The sequence below is a fragment of the Galbibacter sp. genome, assembly GCF_035306585.1.
Taxonomy (GTDB): domain Bacteria; phylum Bacteroidota; class Bacteroidia; order Flavobacteriales; family Flavobacteriaceae; genus Galbibacter.
This window is the reverse complement of record NZ_DATGNU010000020.1, coordinates 1-16,511: the sequence shown is the minus strand read 5'-3', so window position 1 is coordinate 16,511 and position 16,511 is coordinate 1. Positions and strand designations below refer to the sequence as shown.

At 37.5% G+C, this 16,511-nt stretch carries 11 protein-coding genes, 1 tRNA gene and 1 rRNA gene; 3 read left to right on the top strand and 10 right to left on the bottom strand.

Going from position 1 to position 16,511, the window contains the following annotated elements:
- From VKY50_RS02145 to VKY50_RS02130, 4 genes are all read right to left on the bottom strand, one after another.
- Positions 1 to 130, bottom strand: a 16S ribosomal RNA gene (locus VKY50_RS02145); the annotation flags it as partial.
- Positions 131 to 703: 573 nt separating this feature from the next.
- On the bottom strand, positions 704 to 2,284 hold the full coding sequence (locus VKY50_RS02140) for a peptide MFS transporter (protein ID WP_324298372.1): 1,581 nt from the start codon (positions 2,282 to 2,284) through the stop codon (positions 704 to 706).
- 88 nt (positions 2,285 to 2,372) lie between these two features.
- A complete protein-coding gene (locus VKY50_RS02135; RefSeq protein ID WP_324298370.1) occupies positions 2,373 to 3,770 on the bottom strand; it encodes a peptide MFS transporter in 1,398 nt (465 codons plus the stop codon).
- A gap of 24 nt (positions 3,771 to 3,794) precedes the next feature.
- Positions 3,795 to 5,996: a S9 family peptidase gene (locus VKY50_RS02130; RefSeq protein WP_324298367.1), complete on the bottom strand. Its 2,202-nt coding sequence runs from the start codon at positions 5,994 to 5,996 to the stop codon at positions 3,795 to 3,797.
- A gap of 212 nt (positions 5,997 to 6,208) precedes the next feature.
- Here VKY50_RS02130 and VKY50_RS02125 point away from each other — a divergent pair, with 212 nt between their 5' ends.
- Positions 6,209 to 7,549, top strand: coding sequence for a hydroxymethylglutaryl-CoA reductase, degradative (locus VKY50_RS02125; protein ID WP_324298365.1), 1,341 nt, complete (start codon positions 6,209 to 6,211; stop codon positions 7,547 to 7,549).
- Entirely contained in the window at positions 7,530 to 8,462 is a 933-nt protein-coding gene (locus VKY50_RS02120) for a GYDIA family GHMP kinase (RefSeq protein ID WP_324298363.1), read from the top strand. The genes VKY50_RS02125 and VKY50_RS02120 overlap by 20 nt, the downstream gene beginning before the upstream one ends.
- A gap of 101 nt (positions 8,463 to 8,563) precedes the next feature.
- Here VKY50_RS02120 and VKY50_RS02115 read toward each other — a convergent pair whose 3' ends face one another.
- The 6 genes from VKY50_RS02115 to VKY50_RS02090 all read right to left on the bottom strand — a co-directional run bounded on the left by VKY50_RS02115 (position 8,564) and on the right by VKY50_RS02090 (position 16,334).
- On the bottom strand, positions 8,564 to 10,669 hold the full coding sequence (locus tag VKY50_RS02115) for a peptidylprolyl isomerase (RefSeq protein ID WP_324298362.1): 2,106 nt from the start codon (positions 10,667 to 10,669) through the stop codon (positions 8,564 to 8,566).
- Positions 10,670 to 10,762: 93 nt separating this feature from the next.
- Complete coding sequence (locus VKY50_RS02110; RefSeq protein ID WP_324298360.1) at positions 10,763 to 12,037, bottom strand: hemolysin family protein; 1,275 nt, start codon at positions 12,035 to 12,037, stop codon at positions 10,763 to 10,765.
- Positions 12,038 to 12,368: 331 nt separating this feature from the next.
- Positions 12,369 to 12,935 (bottom strand): LPS export ABC transporter periplasmic protein LptC, encoded by a 567-nt coding sequence (gene lptC / locus VKY50_RS02105; RefSeq protein ID WP_324298358.1) that lies wholly within the window; start codon positions 12,933 to 12,935, stop codon positions 12,369 to 12,371.
- Positions 12,935 to 14,302 (bottom strand): tetratricopeptide repeat protein, encoded by a 1,368-nt coding sequence (locus VKY50_RS02100; protein ID WP_324298356.1) that lies wholly within the window; start codon positions 14,300 to 14,302, stop codon positions 12,935 to 12,937. Before VKY50_RS02100 ends, lptC begins: the two co-directional genes overlap by 1 nt.
- 35 nt (positions 14,303 to 14,337) lie before the next feature.
- Positions 14,338 to 15,606, bottom strand: coding sequence for a BamG family beta-barrel-assembly machinery protein (gene bamG / locus VKY50_RS02095; RefSeq protein WP_324298354.1), 1,269 nt, complete (start codon positions 15,604 to 15,606; stop codon positions 14,338 to 14,340).
- A complete protein-coding gene (locus VKY50_RS02090; RefSeq protein WP_324298352.1) occupies positions 15,606 to 16,334 on the bottom strand; it encodes a type III pantothenate kinase in 729 nt (242 codons plus the stop codon). The genes bamG and VKY50_RS02090 overlap by 1 nt, the downstream gene beginning before the upstream one ends.
- 101 nt (positions 16,335 to 16,435) lie before the next feature.
- Between VKY50_RS02090 and VKY50_RS02085 the strand changes: the two genes are divergently transcribed.
- Positions 16,436 to 16,511: transfer RNA gene (locus VKY50_RS02085), tRNA-Phe, on the top strand.

Below are 16,511 nucleotides of genomic sequence, written 5' to 3'. Positions count from 1 at the left end.
GTAGGTTGCATACGCGTTACTCACCCGTGCGCCGGTCTCTAAAGTAGCAAGCTACTCTATACCCCTCGACTTGCATGTGTTAGGCCTGCCGCTAGCGTTCATCCTGAGCCAGGATCAAACTCTTCATTGTTGTCTCTTAATAACTTGATGCCTTAAAATACAATACCAAAGTGATCTTACTCAAAAATGATTTTACTTAATTTCTTACTAGGTTGATTCTGTCCTGAATATGAAACCAAAATCCCAATATCCAGTCCAAAAATCATGCTGTCAACAATATGTCAATGAACTTGTCTTCTCTTTCTTAATAAGCCTTGATAAACTTTCGTTTTCAAAGCGGGTGCAAAAGTAAAACTTTTAATTTTAATCGGCAAGCTTTTTTGAAAAAAAAAAATTTGAAGCCTTTTTCAACGCTCCTACTCACCCCCTAAATCACCCTCTGTTAAAGAACTTTCCGCTTCCCGAAACCATCAAGATTGTCCCTGAAAGCGGGTGCAAATATAGAAACTATTTTTACTCTATTCCAAATCTTTTTTGGCTTTATTTTGCAGTTATTTTTAATGCCCCTAAATACCAAGTCGTTACAACCAAAAATAAATCAAAATAAAATGAAATTTAGAGCAACAGTACTCAATAGAACACCCTCTGAACTTTTCTAAACAGAGGGTGTTTTATATAGTTTAATACGATTAGATAGCTACTTCTAATGAATACCGTTCATCCATTTACGTAATGTAGGCACCATAACAAGTAAAAGAGCTGCCGCCCCTAGCACCACTAATACGCCCCAAACTAAGTATGTTTGTGTATAGGCTGTAAGGGTGTCGGCTACTGAGGCATCCTCCGCAGGTGCATCGGAGGCTGTAAGGGTACCAATAAAACCAGCCATCTTATTACCAACAGCAATGGATAAAAACCAAGCACCCATAACAAATCCAACAATTTTTCCTGGAGACAACTTCGTTACCATTGATAACCCTACTGGAGATAAGGAGAGTTCACCCGTGGTATGGAAGAAATACATAAGGGCCAAGAACACGATAGACACCAGTCCTTGATCATCGACAAAGTATTTTGCACCTATCACAATAACTGCATAACCTAAAGCTAGCTGAACTAATCCCAATACAAACTTCATTGGTGTACTAGGTTCTTTACCAGCTCTATTCAATCGTATCCAAATAAAGGAGAATAGTGGGGCTAGCAACATTATATATAAGGAATTAAAACTTTGGAAAATCGAAGAAGGTAATTCCGATCCCAATACAGTACGGTCAATGTTCTTTTCAGTAAAAATAGTTATAGAACCACCCGCTTGTTCAAACAAGGCCCAAAAGACCGAATGGAAGAAAAACAAAACGATTACAACTAAAATTCTTTGTCCCTCTGCCTTATCATCACTTCGTAATGCTTGCACAATTAAATATCCGATGATACCTATTGAGATCACTAGTAACAAGGTCGACATGAGATCTGACAAATTGAGCATTAAAGCACAAATTGGAACTGCCACTAGGGACAATACCATAATTACCCAACTAGGTTTTGCACCAAAGATCTTTCTTTGGCCTAATGTAACTTCCTCAGGAGCATAGCCTTTATCACCAAACGCGCTTGCAAAAGCCCAAAAGACAATCAGTCCAATTAACATTCCGATACCAGCTAATCCAAACCCATAATGCCAGTTGATGTTCTGCCCTACATATCCACAGGTCAGCATCGCTAGGAAAGCACCAATATTTACGCCCATATAGAAAATGGAAAACGCACCATCTTTTCTCGGATCATCTGTTTCGTAGAACTTCCCTAGGAAAGAACTAATATTTGGCTTAAAAAAACCATTACCGACAATAATAAGTCCCAGTGCACCAAAGAACATCGGCATATTTCCTTCCATACCTTCAATTCCTTGAACACCTAAAGCGAAATGTCCAAGCATCATTAAGAGTCCACCCCATAAGATGGTCTTTCTAAATCCAAGAAATTTATCAGCAACAAGTCCACCTATTACTGGGAAAAGATAAACCATAGCGGTGTAAGAACCGTAAATGGCATAAGACTTCACCTCGGCCGCACTTGATGCCAGATCAATAAACATCACCTTGGTCATATACAGCACTAGTAAAGCGCGCATTCCATAATAGGAGAAACGCTCCCACATTTCAGCAAAGAATAAAATAAATAATGCTTTGGGGTGTGTTTTTCTGTTAGTGTATATAATAAAGGGAACCCACAGTAGCACAAACACCCAACCGATCGTTAAGATCCATAAAGTTAAATCCATAATTTTTAAATTTAATTAAAAGAAGAATCCGTTTAAAATGAGTTAAGCTCTTAACTTTTTTAAAACAAGTGGTATACCTAATTTAATATTAACCTCTATTGGTTACTGGCTCAATCACCTCACCCGCTACACCATCTGCATTTCCTTCGTCATCCTCTGCTCCATGTGTGAGTCTTTTTAGTGGTTTTAATAGTAAAATTACTAATAGTCCAATAAGGGACCATATGATGGTTATACCTAAGAAAATCTCAAACTCTCCAAGGTTCTGTGCACTTTGTCCAATCATTCCAGCAATTTTATTACCCAGTCCAGTGGCTGCCCAATAAAGTCCCATAATGACAGAGGCATACTTTAGTGGAGCTAATTTTGTAATAAAGGACAGGGAAACTGGAGAAGAACAAAGCTCTCCGATAGTATGGAATAAATAAGCCAAGATCAACCAGTACATAGCTGACGACCCTGTAGCTTCCGCCTCTTTGGCTGCTATACTCATAAATCCAAACCCTAAGGCCATAATGATGATTCCTATTGCTATTTTAAATAAGGATGATGCTTCATTTCCTTTTTTACGCCATCGAAGCCAGAAAGTACCAACAGTGGTAGCTAGTATGATTATAAAAAAGGAATTCACAGATTGAAACACCGAAGCAGGTACTGTAAATAGACCAAAGAAGTCACGATCCGTTTTTTGTTTAGCATAGAGATTCATTAACCCCCCAGCCTGTTCAAAGGCGGCCCAAAACAAAATGATCAACAAAAAGGAAATCAACAATACTTTGACTCTGTCCTTTTCAATTCTCGTTAAAGGACGGTTCAGTATTTCTCTATCCTTTTCATTGTTCTTTGAGATGAGATTTCCAACATCCTTTAGATATTTTTGACCCCAGATGTAAACAATCTGACCAACAAACATTCCAATAGCCGCAAGACCAAATCCATAATGCCAGTTAATTTGCTCACCGATATACCCACATAAGATCGGGGCAAGAAACCCTCCAATATTGATCCCCATATAGAAAATATAGAAACCTAAGTCTCTTCGTTCATCCTTTGGTTTATACAACCCACCAACCATGGATGAGATGTTTGGTTTTAACCCTCCTACTCCTAAAATGATAAATAAACAACCAATGTAAAAGGAAACCTCTGAGTTAAGTGCTAGTACGGTATGTCCTATACATAGGAGTATCCCCCCTAACATTACTGTTTTCTTTTGCCCTAAAAACCGATCGGCAATCCATCCTCCTGGTATGGAGGACACATATACTAACATAGTATACCAGCCATAAAGCGCTAAGGCATCATCGTTTGTCCAACCAAAACCAGCGTTTTCTGATGTGGTTTCTGCAACTAAAAAAAGCGTGAATAGAGCACGCATTCCATAGTAGGAAAAACGTTCCCATAATTCGGTGAAAAAAAGAATGTACAATCCCTTTGGATGGCCAAATAGTTCTTCCTTTTCAGGTTTATCTGCAATTACTGCCATTAAACTAGAGTTTTTAAGTATTAGTTATTTTTTTGTGGTAGGTTGGTTTTGATTTTCTTTATTTCCTAAATTTTCATAAATAAAATTTGTCATCTTAGTATAAAGCTGTAAGCGGGTAGCACCGCCGTATATTCCATGATTTTTATCTGGATAAATCGCCCAGTCAAATTGCTTATTTGCCTGAATAAGCGCTGATGCCATGCGCATAGCATTTTGAACATGAACATTATCATCGGCCGTACCGTGAACCAATAAATAATCTCCTTTAAGAAGTTCAGGGTAATTAAGTGGGGAGTTATCATCATAACCGCTTGCATTTTCCTGAGGAGTCCGCATGTAACGTTCTGTATAAACAGTATCATAAAAACGCCAGCTTGTAACAGGTGCCACTGCAATTGCTAGGCTAAATACATCATTTCCTTTTAAAATACAATTGGTACTCATAAAGCCACCGTAACTCCACCCCCAAATACCGATTCTCTGATGATCAATGAATGGTAGCTGACCGAGTTGTCGAGCTGCGGCGATTTGATCTTCTACTTCGTACTTTCCTAATTCTTTATAGGTTACTTTTTTAAATTCAGCTCCTTTAAAACCTGTACCTCGACCATCAACACAGACAATTACATATCCATTTTGCGCTAACATCTGGTACCAGTAATCATTGGTACCCATCCATGAATTAGATACAGATTGAGAACCAGGACCTGAATATTGAGACATAAAAAGCGGGTACTCCTTATTAGGGTCGAAATCTGCAGGTTTAATCATCCACATATTAAGGGAATTCCCATTGACCTCGATGGTCGAGAATTCTTTTGGTGAGAGCTGATAATTCGCTAACTTTTCCAATAAGTCGTTATTGTTAACGATTTCTTTGATGAGCTTTCCGTTCTTACTATTGTTTAAGGTGTATTTTGGAGGAGTTGTTGCGCTAGAGAACGCATTGATAAAGTAACTAAAGTCTGCGCTGAAGGTGGCACGGTTTGTCCCTGTTTCATTCGAAAGTCGCGTTTTATCTTCCCCGTTTAATCTAATAGAATACACATCGCGGTTAATACTTCCATTTTCAACAGATTGATAAAAAACCCTGTTGGAATTCTTATCATATCCATAGTAGCTGGTGACCTCCCATGGCCCACTGGTAATTTGATTCACTAGTTTACCATTTTTATCGTAATGATAGATATGGTTGAAGCCGTCCTTTTCACTAGTCCAAATGAAACTATTGTCCGCTAAAAATGTTAGATTATCTGTGATATCTACATAAGCATCGTCTGTTTCATTTAATACCATTTGCGTTTGGCCATCGATTTTGTGGAAATATAACTTCAAATCATTCTGATGACGATTGATGGCTTGAATACTTAATACATCCTCATCTTCCGTCCATTGGATTCTTGGAATGTAATAGGCATCTTTTAAATCAACGGTCTTAGTTGTAGAAGTCTCTAAATTGTAGGTATGCAAACTAACTTTTGAATTCTCTTCGCCAGCTTTAGGGTACTTAAACACATGTTGTGTGGGATAAAGGGTTTCTCCGTAGACATCCATAGAAAACTCAGGAACATTGGTTTCATCAAATCGAATATATGCAAGGTACTCCCCTGACTTATTCCAATCAAAAGCTCTAACAAAAGAAAACTCTTCTTCATATACCCAGTCTGTCACACCATTGATAATCTTATTCTTTACTCCATCGGTAGTTACTTGAGTAACCTCACCACTTTGAAGATCTTTGATATAAATATTGTTCTCAAAAACGTATGCTACCTTCGAGGCATCGGGAGAGAACGTAGGTTCTTGAATTTTCCATTCAGAAATCAAATCTAACTGCTTCGATTTGATATCATATACATAATATTTGCCTAATCTTGATCTTCTAAATATGGGTTCAACTTCCGTAGCCAAAATAAGTTTAGATTCATCCTCACTAAAAGTGTAAGAAGAAAAATGGTTGATCGCATCCAAATCAGCAGATGAAACAATGGTTTCAACTTTTTCCAAAGTTTCATAATCATATTTGTCTACCGTGGTGATTTTAGTGGCACTATCGTAGTTTAAAATAGTGTACTGTTGTCCATTGCGCATCGAGTGCAAGGCATCCATTCCTTTGGTTCGGAATGCACCTCCCCAAATCTCCTCTAATGTAAGTTGTTGATTTTGAGCTGCAATAAAGTTAAACAGTCCAACAAACAGTAGGATTAGCGTAAATTTTCTTCTCATTAAATTGTTATGTATGAATTAAAAAGCCGTCAAGTTTACTAATTATTTCACAAATAGTGTAATATTTTTAGTTAAACCTTCCCGTTCCCTTGACCAGATCCAGCCAAGTAACGCTTTAATTTAATACCATTTCAGCAGCGATGACATTAAAATAGCGCTAGGCTTGAAAGTGATAATCCTTATCTTTGTTATTTAATTTAGCATAGAAGTACATGGCAACATCGGTGAACGGATTTTCTAAACTAACAAAAGAACAGAAGATAACTTGGCTCGCAACGCATCATTTTAAAGACAAGGAGGCTGGTATCGAAATACTCAAACAATACTGGAATAGTGATTCTAAATTGCAACGTCTACATGATGAGTTTATAGAGAACACCGTATCGAACTTCTACCTACCTTTAGGTATCGCTCCTAATTTTCTAATCAATGGAACCTACCATACGATTCCAATGGCTATTGAGGAAAGTTCCGTAGTCGCCGCTGCTGGTAATGCTGCCAAATATTGGCAGAAACGAGGAGGGTTTAAGGCTGAGATCCTTGGAACAGAGAAGATCGGTCAAGTACACTTCCTATACCCTGGCTGCTCGGATAAATTGAAAGAATTTTTCAAAGAGGTAAAACCAAAACTCCTCGAGGCTACACTACAGATTACCGAAAACATGCGAAAACGCAATGGAGGAATCTCTTCCATTACCCTTCGAGATAAAACCTCGGATCTACCACATTATTACCAATTACATTGTACCTTTCAAACTCAGGATGCCATGGGAGCGAACTTCATCAATTCCTGTCTTGAGACCATTGCTAAAACTTTTGAATCAGAACTCAAGAATTCTGATTTACTTGATTCCCAAGATAAAGAGCTACAAATAGTAATGAGTATTCTTTCCAATTACGTCCCTAATTGTAGGGTTAGAGCCTCGGTAAGTTGTAAGATCGAAGAATTGAATGGCGATAAGAATATGGCTCCAATGGACTTTGCTCAAAAATTTGTACGCGCCGTTGAGATTGCTAATATTGAACCGCACAGGGCGGTAACTCATAATAAAGGGATTATGAACGGTATCGATGCCGTAGTACTAGCCACTGGAAATGATTTTCGTGCAATTGAAGCTGGTGCCCACGCCTACGCTGCAAAAGATGGAAGCTATAAAAGTCTATCCAAAGCGACTATTCAGGGGGATGTTTTTACTTTTAGTTTAGAAATACCACTAGCCTTAGGAACTGTAGGTGGACTCACTAATCTGCATCCTTTAGTTAAATTGTCCTTAGAAATATTAAACCACCCTAGTGCAGAGGAATTAATGCAAATTGTCGCAACTGCGGGTCTAGCACAAAACTTTGCTGCTATCCGTTCCTTAATCACTGAGGGCATACAAAAAGGACATATGAAAATGCATTTACTAAATATCCTAAATCATTTAGGAGCAACTCCTGAGCAAAAAGCATATTTCACATCTTACTTTAAAAACAAAACGATTTCTCATAAAGAGGTTATAGCGCAATTTAATACCTTAAAAGAAAAAGAAGATGCACAAGTACCGAAGTAATGGAAAGATTTTAATTACGGGAGAATATGCGGTACTCGATGGCGGATTGGCTTTGGCATTACCGTCCAAATTTGGACAAAGTTTATCGATTGCCCAAGGTGAATTAGGTCAAATCAATTGGATCGCCTACCAGTCCACCGGAGAAGTTTGGTTTAAGGTGCAATTAGATATTACAAATCCTTGTATAATTAGCCCTTTGCCTTTGAATGACTCACACGACCAAGGGTTTGAAAAAGCGAAAACTTTGTCAAAAATTCTAACGGAAGCGCAAAAATTAAACCCATTATTTTTAAATCCCAAACAAGGATATAGTGTAGAAACGCACCTAGATTTTCCAACCAATTGGGGCCTTGGCAGTTCCTCTACCCTTATTACAAACATCGCTTCATGGGCTGGAGTAAACCCATATATTTTGTTGTGGAACGGTTTTTCCGGTAGTGGATATGATATCGCCTGTGCCCAAAACAATAGACCTCTCACCTATCAACTCATAGCAAATCAACCAAAAGTTGAGTTCATAGCGTTTAATCCACCCTTCAAGGATTCGTTATTTTTTGTTCATCTCAACAAAAAACAAAACAGTCGAGAGGGTATTAAACGTTACAAAGCTTTAAAAGGAAAAGAGAGCACATTAGTAAATCAAATAAGCCAACTAACTGCTGAATTTATACAGGCGGCAACCTTGGAGCAATTTGAGCAATTGATCAAACTTCACGAAAGTTATATCGCCTCAGCCATACAATTAATACCTGTTAAAGAAAAGCTTTTCAGCGATTATAAAGGAGCCATTAAGAGTCTTGGAGCATGGGGAGGTGATTTTATCCTAGTCACTGGAAATAAAGACTATGTGCAAACCTATTTTCAAAAAATGGGTTACCCGACTATTATCCCTTATCACCAGATGGTCATATAATATCCTTTCAAGGCCCTAGCTGAATCATAGCTTAGACAAAAAAAACACTCCGAAGAGTGTTTTAATTATAGGTAATTGTTTTTGCTTAGTCAAATACTATCCTAATAGATTTCGGATCTATTATCTTCGATTTCCGCCATTTCTTCCAGTGCATTATAAGCAGCGAAAGTAGATCTATTTCGATTCAATGTTTTTTGTGTATTGGCGTAAGTGGCATAATTATCCAATGATGGTGCAATCGATTTTTTGCTAACACTTAACATATAAACCCCATTTTCGCCTTCGATTAAATTAGATTGCTCACCCTGAGATAATCCCATAGCTACCCCTACAACTTTAGGCTCTCTACCAGCTCCTAAAATATTAGGGCTCTTCATAGTTAAATCAGAAGCCGCTTTTACATTGACATCGTTGCTACTGGCTAATTCCTCTAAAGACTTACCGCTATTTTGCTCTATTATTAAGGCAGCTTTCTTTTGTTTTCTTAAGATTGGTAAGACACTCGCTGAAGCATCCTTTGCAGTTGCTAATCCTTTGCTGCGCTTTCCAGTTAACTGAACCACTGCATATCCGTTAGTGGTTCCAAACCGCTTCACTGCGCCAACTTCGGTGTCAGGGTTGAATGCCCATTGTACAATTGTACGCTGATTTCCAAGGCCAGGGATATTCTCATCCAAAGCGTCTATTTTGTTAACAGGTCGTACTGTGTAATTTCCTTCTTTAGCAATTTCTTGAAAATCTCCTTCCATTGCAGTCATTTCAAAAGTAGTAGTTTGATTAAACAAATCACTAATTGTCTTCTCCGATGGTTCGAGCTCTCTGGCAATGGTTGCAAGTTGAACCACGTCATATTTATCGTCAACCTTGATGATATGGAATCCGAAATCCGTTTCAACCAATCCAATAGAACCTATCTTATTTTTAAAAATATAATCGTTGAATTCATGAACCATTTGTCCTTCAGGAATGTTGTCATACGTACCCCCTCGTGTGGAAGAACCTGGATCTTCCGAATACTCAAGCGCTAAGGCAGCAAACGAAGAAGGATCCGCTTTTACTTGATCTAATACATCTTTTGCAAGTGATTCCGCCTGCTGTTTAGTTCTCGATTCTTTAGGTTGTGCACCAGATCCATCATAAGAAATTAGGATATGGCTAGCTTTCACAGAACCACCTTCTTTCTTAGCAACCATTCGAGATAGTTTGTAATACGCACCATCTTTATATGGTCCAAATACTTCCCCTACATTCAAATTGTAAAGCGTATCAGCATAGGCAGTTGGTAGCTGCGCTTTTGTTACATAGGTAGTATCGTATTTTATATCCGAATTTCTGTTTACAAAATCAGCGATATTAGTAGTGGTTCTAAAACCAGCTATGGTATCATTTGATTTAGTAGTTTGATTGTACTCAACGCTCTGATCTAATAATTTTGTAAGCGCAGATTCCACTTCAGCGATATCAGCATCAGAAGCTTTTTCTTCGAAAAACACATATCGGATGTCCCTAGAGCTTTCCTGGGTATATTCTTTCTCATGCTTTTTAATATACGCTTCAATTTCTTTAGTTGTTACCGATACCGCACTATCAGCAATGGTGCTATAAGGAATTTGAACATATCTGATGTCCACCTTGTCATTCTCCAAATGGTAGGCAAGTTCTCCTTCTTTCAAAGTAGCCCCTACTCCGGCTTTGATCAAATTGAAGTACGACTGTTCTTTAGATGCGTTAATTAAGACATCTTCCTGCATTTTCCACTGCTCATAACCCATCGGGTTGTTTGCCTTCATGTCCGCAATAAACTCAATGAATTTACCTTCATCAAACACACCAGCCTCATTTTGAAAATTTGGATTGGATGATATCCCTGGATTAGCTTTAACTACATTTAGAATTTGATCTTTTTCGATATTGATTCCTAATTCATCGAATTGTTGTTCTAATATGATGTTTCTAACTTCTTGGTTCCAAACTTGGTTTACCACTTGAAGCGTAGTAGCGTTAGCACCATATCTTCTAGACATGTTATCCACCTTGAAAGCAAAATCTTGTCGAGATATGCTTTCTCCATTTACCTCTCCCACAGTTGTTTTCCCTGTTCCTCCGTTATTTGTAAAGACACCAGAGATAACAAATGCAAACAAAGCCATACCGATGACCAAGATCAAAAATATCGACCGACTCCTTATTTTTTCTAGAACTGCCATTTATTACTTATGTTTATTGTATAATTTCACAGGGGGCGAAAATACCACTTTTTTGGAATAATAAAAACCCGTAGTTGTAATTATTGCTGAATTTTACTGTTGATCTAAAACTTTAAGATGGATTATTTCAATTTTAGTGGTACTAACTTCAACTATAGTATATTGAAAACCGTCGAATTCTACTACAGCGCCTTTTTCAGGGATCTCCTCCAGTTGACTAACAATCATGCCCCCGAGGGTCTCGTAATGCTCCGATTCGGGCAGCCCGAGCTTATAGGTTTCATTGATATAATCCACTTCTAGGCGAGCCGATAAACGATACTCTCCATCAGAGATTTTTTCCTCAAGTAATTCTACCGTATCATGTTCATCTTCAATCTCACCAAAAAGTTCCTCTACAATGTCTTCTACAGTCATAATTCCTGAGGTTCCACCATATTCATCAAGCACTACCGCAATACTTTTGTGTTTTTTAGTGAGCACTTCTAGCACATCACTGATCAGCATGGTCTCTGGAACAAACTCCACAGGCATCATAATATTTTTAATACCCTTAGGCTTTTTAAATAGATCGAATGAATGAACATACCCAACAATATCATCAATGGTATCCTTATAAACTAATATTTTAGAATATCCAGTGCTTGTAAAAAGCTTACTTAATCCTTTAGGGGACTCATGTAATTCAACTGCAGTAATTTCTGTACGGGGCACCATCACTTCTCTAGCCTTTACTTCAGAAAATTCCAGGGCATTCTGGAAAAGCTGTATTTCAGAGTCAAGTTCTTGATCTTGATCAACAGCGTCCATTTGCTCTGAAATATAATCGCCTAATTCTACCTTAGAAAAGGCATATTGTAATTCACCATTATTAATTTTAAAAAACACTCGTGATATTATTTTGGATATCCAAGTGATAAATGAGGTGAGATAATTAAGTACTACATAACAAATATACACAGGTATTGCAAATGCCTTTAGTAGAGTATTGGAGTAAATCTGAAAAAGAATCTTTGGTAATAATTTGGCTAAAAAAACAGCAATTAGACCATTACAAGCTGCTATTAACAGCAAGTTTTCAATCGGTAGCTGTGAGAAGTGAGTATAGGCAGGATAAAAGTATTGGGTAAATAAGCTAGCAGAAAAGTATGCATACACCACCAAGGAAAAGTAATACCCCACCAACATAGTAGCGATAAATTTAGAAGGTTTTAGGGTAAGCCTGGTGAGTACTTTAGCCATTAAACCGCCTTGCTTCTTTTCTATTTCAACATGGATTTTATTAGCCGCAAGATACGCCGCTTCCATACCTAAAAAGAAAGCACACGACAGCAGTGATACTATTATGACTCCAATAGTGAAGGACATTAACTATTTTTTAGTTTTATTGTCGAACTTTTTGCGATAGTATCTCCTAAAGAAAAACATTCCTATGGAAACAACCGCAAACAAAACCATAATATAAGACCTACTCCGATCTAATGACCACATTCTCACGGCCTCAATAGTTGCCAAAATTGCAATAACTAAATATGCTATTTCAAAAATCTTAAAATATCTCATAAACTTAAATTAATAGCCAAAAATACATAAAATTTCTGCTGCAAATTAGACAATTATTAGAATTATCTATAGCAGGTCCTTTAGATATCTTGAACCATGGATAAAAATAAAATTATCGGAAAACAAGGGTTTGGAGCTACTCTTCCTTAGTCTCTTCAAAAAGTGCATCACCAGTGTTACCGTGTGAATTAACCACACTAAAATCCCTGTTAAAATCTATTCCAACACCTTGGATATTTAGATCCTCACTGATAAAGGAATAGTTCCCCTCGGTGAAAACCCAATTGTGCTGTTGATCCCAGTACAACTGATCTGAGTGTAGCTGCCTGCCATCGTGAGTTTGAAGAATTACATTGCCCTGCATATCAATGAGCTCTGTATCGAGGTATATGATACCATAATCAGCCTCTATGGAACTTTTCTGGTTATCCTCATCATAGAAATCCACATGAAAACCATTTGGAAATTCTCTGTAGGGGAATTGCTGGTTGCTAAAATCTTTATAGAGGGGCCCGCTAACTACCGCTACCAGCCTAGTAGAGTCGGTGTACTTCAGCACATAGTTCTCTGCAATCCCTATCGGGTTTTTATTGATAGCATTGATTTTTTGAACCTCTTTCAGATTCCCTTTACATGAAAAAAACATTGTCACAGCAAAGACTGTGACAATGTTAAATATTATATATTTACTATACTTGATCATTAAAGGCTTGGTACTTTGACACTTCCTCCGACCCAACAGTTAAACTGGATGGTCTTACCAGCCATACCTGAACTGAAGATGTCAGATTTACTTGGAGCTCTTCCTTCATAACTTGCGGCAGCTGAAGCTGCTCTACTCTTAAGTGAAGGGTCTACCTGACCAGCTCTTCTTGCCATTTGAGCAGCCTTCCAGTAAATAGCTCTTTTTTCAAAGGCGGTTTCTCCACATTCATTGGCACTATTGGCATATAAGCTTGCTAGAATTAAATAAGGTGTTCCACCAGCTGGGTTTAATTGTAATGCTTCATTAGCATATTGTCTAGCTGCAGATTTACGGCCTTTTTGAGATGCTTTACTAGCAAGATTTGTAAGCTTTTTAGCTTTTTTGATCGGATCAGTTTCTAAATCAACTGACTGCTCGTAAAAATCAAGAGCTTTGGTACTGTTTCCTTGCTCATCATATAGAGATCCAAGATAGTATTTAGAACTCGCAGAAGGCTCAATTTTATCAAGAGCTTCAACCAATTTGACGAATAATGGATCACCGGCACATCCTTTAGCATCCATTCTTCCTGCTGCACTTTTTAACCAATCAGCATCGTCTTTGCGAGCTTCGAAATTCTTTTGGTAAAGTGGAATTAGATTAGTACAATCTGCTAACTTCCCTAATTTAGCGTCAATACTACTACTAATTTTCTCATAATTCTCCCCGTTTTGTCTAACGGCAGCTAGCGTTTTTTCCTCTTTGCTGGTTAGGGTACCTGCCTCTTCTTTTTCAAGGTACTTAACAATAATTTCTCCGATTTCTTGGTTTTCTTCAGCAATCTTTCCAGTTACATCATCATAGGTATCAAATACCTCTTGTAACTCTTTTTTACCAGCATCATGTAAATCTACCAATTTAGAGAAGTACAAATAAAGTGCCTTAGGATTTTTAAACTCCTCAGGATTATTTTTAAATGCCTGATCTAATACCTGGTAAATCTCTTCATCTGTACCTAATTTATAGTCATTAAGTAACAATGCCTTATCGATTAAACTTCCTGTTTCGTTGTAACGATCTGGAAAGTTCTTAAATGACGTCTCGTATAAATCGGTCAACATTTTAACGTATTCTGCCTTATTCGCAGGATCACTCTCAATCTTGTGCTTCAAAATACGCTCTCCATAGTGATACGTTGCCCAATGTAACGTTGGACAATTCTCATACACCATCTTCCAAGGTTCATATGCCGCATCATAATTTTTAACTTTTGCATGTTCTGCAAAAATAGAAAGGTTCTGAGGGCATTCTGGATTTTGGGCACCTACTACGCTAAATAAAGCGGTTCCCAAAACGCAAAATAATATAGAAACGTTCTTTTTCATTTAATTAATATTAATAGGTTTACGTGTTAATTTTATTATCTAATCAAATTCTTTTGGAACCACTGATCATTTAAGGACAGACTAATGAAAACATTTAAATAATTTTCTTCGATTCTACCTAGATAAGTACTTCCTCTTTTTCCAAATTCAACACCAACATTTAGGTTTGAAAAATTCCTTACTGGTAAACCTAAACCAAAAGACATGCCAAAGTCGTGAACAGGAACATTATTTACCATAAGACCTGTCCTTGCATTATGCATTCCAACTCTATAAGTAACTCGCTTCCAATAGCTGGTAAAGGAGTCATAGTCAGGCACCCAGAATCCACCAACCGAGAATCGCTCCGCGTCTTCATAAGATCCGTTTGCTGTTGAAATAAAATCATTTTGAAATTCACTAGTCTTGCTAATCTCATATTCAGCTCCAATAAACCATGTATACTTTTTACCAATTCCAAGACCGAAACTGTATGATTCAGGCAAATGCAAATAGGTTGAATGTAAGCCATTCCCTCTTAAATCAATTTCTTCGGTATAGCTTGGGATCTCACTTCCCGATGCATTCCTTGAAACCGCAGAGATACTTCTCGAGTTACTTGAAGTGATCTTATTGGCAGGCGTATACACAATTGCGGATTGCAAATTAATACTTTTTCGAATTTCAGCTTCGTAATGTAGGGAAAATTTAAAATCAAATCCACTATATTCCGAGGTATTCTCTACCAAAGTACCATATTGTATTTGATCTAAGTAACTAGCTGTTTTATTGGTGATGGTTCCAAAATTAAAATTTGCTAAAGCACCAATACTGAAATTACTCAAAAAACCATAACCCAAAGCGAAGTGTACTTTGTTGATCCCTCCTTCTCCTTCATATTTATTGTACTCTGATAGCTCCCCACTTTCATCTAAACCTTCAATTCGATAACCAACGGAAGTATAGGGTCGTAATCCAAAGCTCATCCCTAAATTATTTCCAAGAGGAATACCTAGGGCGATATAATCAAATGTGAAGTCTGAAGCTGATTCTTTCTGCTCAGCAGTTTTTAAACTCACTGAATTATAATTACCTCCAACTCCAAATGTGGTTAATCGTAATTTTCCAAGCGAGGCTGGATTATTTAAATTTAAATGAATACTGTCCGCGTAAACACTAATTCCACCCATGGAACGATTTTCAGCTGTTCCTTTGAATCGTAAATCTCCAGTTCCATAGTATGAATAAGGAGAGACACTACCCTCTTGTGCAAAACTGTAACTACAAATAAATAGTACAGCGCCAAATATTATCTTTCTAATCATTAGTGTTTGTTGAGTTCTAAAATGCAATTTACCCCCTTAAGGAGGAAATTAGGATGGGCAAATATGCTACTTTTTAATCTTTTAGACAAAAAATGACTATCTCCTCCTGTTAAAATAACTGTTAAATCTTTAAATTTTTTTTGATATTGAGTAATTACAGCATCAATTTCGTGTACCGTACCATTGACAACACCAGATATCATACACTCCTGTGTATTGGTGCCGATGAAATCTCGAAGTTCAAATGAATCCACTAAGGGTAAGCCCGCCGTAAACGTATGCATTGCCTTAAAACGCATTTTGAGTCCTGGTGCAATTGCTCCCCCTTTATAATGCCCTTGCTGATCTATAAAATCATAAGTAATACAGGTCCCAGCATCTATAACCAGGCAATTTTTCTTTGGATAGTTGGCTGAAGCAGAGGCGATAAGAGCAATGCGATCCACTCCTAGGGTATCTGGAGAACCATAATCATTCTTAAATGGTAATTTCAATGACCTAGATAACATCATAACTGGGGCATATACCTTAAGGGATTCAAGGACTGAATTTGGCAAATCGCCCACCTTAGAAACCATGACATGACCTATGTTATCAAATTTTTTAAAAATTTTTTTTACATGATTCAACAAGGCATCTATCTGCATGGTCTCCATATCCACAAGCTCATCTTGCTTAAAAACAGCCACTTTGATTTGAGAATTTCCAACATCAATTATTAAATTCATATAAATCTTTTAAAACGGCTAATTTACAAAACGCTTTTTTTCCACAAATGTTTTGGTAATATTAAAATTGAATTTATATTTGCACCCGCAATCAAGCAACTGGTGCCTTAGCTCAGTTGGTAGAGCAAAGGACTGAAAATCCTTGTGTCCCTGGTTCGATTCCTGGAGGCACCACCA

Coding starts and splice junctions, on each gene's coding strand:
- VKY50_RS02140 (WP_324298372.1), bottom strand. CDS start 2,284: ATGGATTTAACTTTATGGATCTTAACGATCGGTTGGGTGTTTGTGCTA.
- VKY50_RS02135 (WP_324298370.1), bottom strand. CDS start 3,770: ATGGCAGTAATTGCAGATAAACCTGAAAAGGAAGAACTATTTGGCCAT.
- VKY50_RS02130 (WP_324298367.1), bottom strand. CDS start 5,996: ATGAGAAGAAAATTTACGCTAATCCTACTGTTTGTTGGACTGTTTAAC.
- VKY50_RS02125 (WP_324298365.1), top strand. CDS start 6,209: ATGGCAACATCGGTGAACGGATTTTCTAAACTAACAAAAGAACAGAAG.
- VKY50_RS02120 (WP_324298363.1), top strand. CDS start 7,530: ATGCACAAGTACCGAAGTAATGGAAAGATTTTAATTACGGGAGAATAT.
- VKY50_RS02115 (WP_324298362.1), bottom strand. CDS start 10,669: ATGGCAGTTCTAGAAAAAATAAGGAGTCGGTCGATATTTTTGATCTTG.
- VKY50_RS02110 (WP_324298360.1), bottom strand. CDS start 12,037: ATGTCCTTCACTATTGGAGTCATAATAGTATCACTGCTGTCGTGTGCT.
- lptC (WP_324298358.1), bottom strand. CDS start 12,935: ATGATCAAGTATAGTAAATATATAATATTTAACATTGTCACAGTCTTT.
- VKY50_RS02100 (WP_324298356.1), bottom strand. CDS start 14,302: ATGAAAAAGAACGTTTCTATATTATTTTGCGTTTTGGGAACCGCTTTA.
- bamG (WP_324298354.1), bottom strand. CDS start 15,606: ATGATTAGAAAGATAATATTTGGCGCTGTACTATTTATTTGTAGTTAC.
- VKY50_RS02090 (WP_324298352.1), bottom strand. CDS start 16,334: ATGAATTTAATAATTGATGTTGGAAATTCTCAAATCAAAGTGGCTGTT.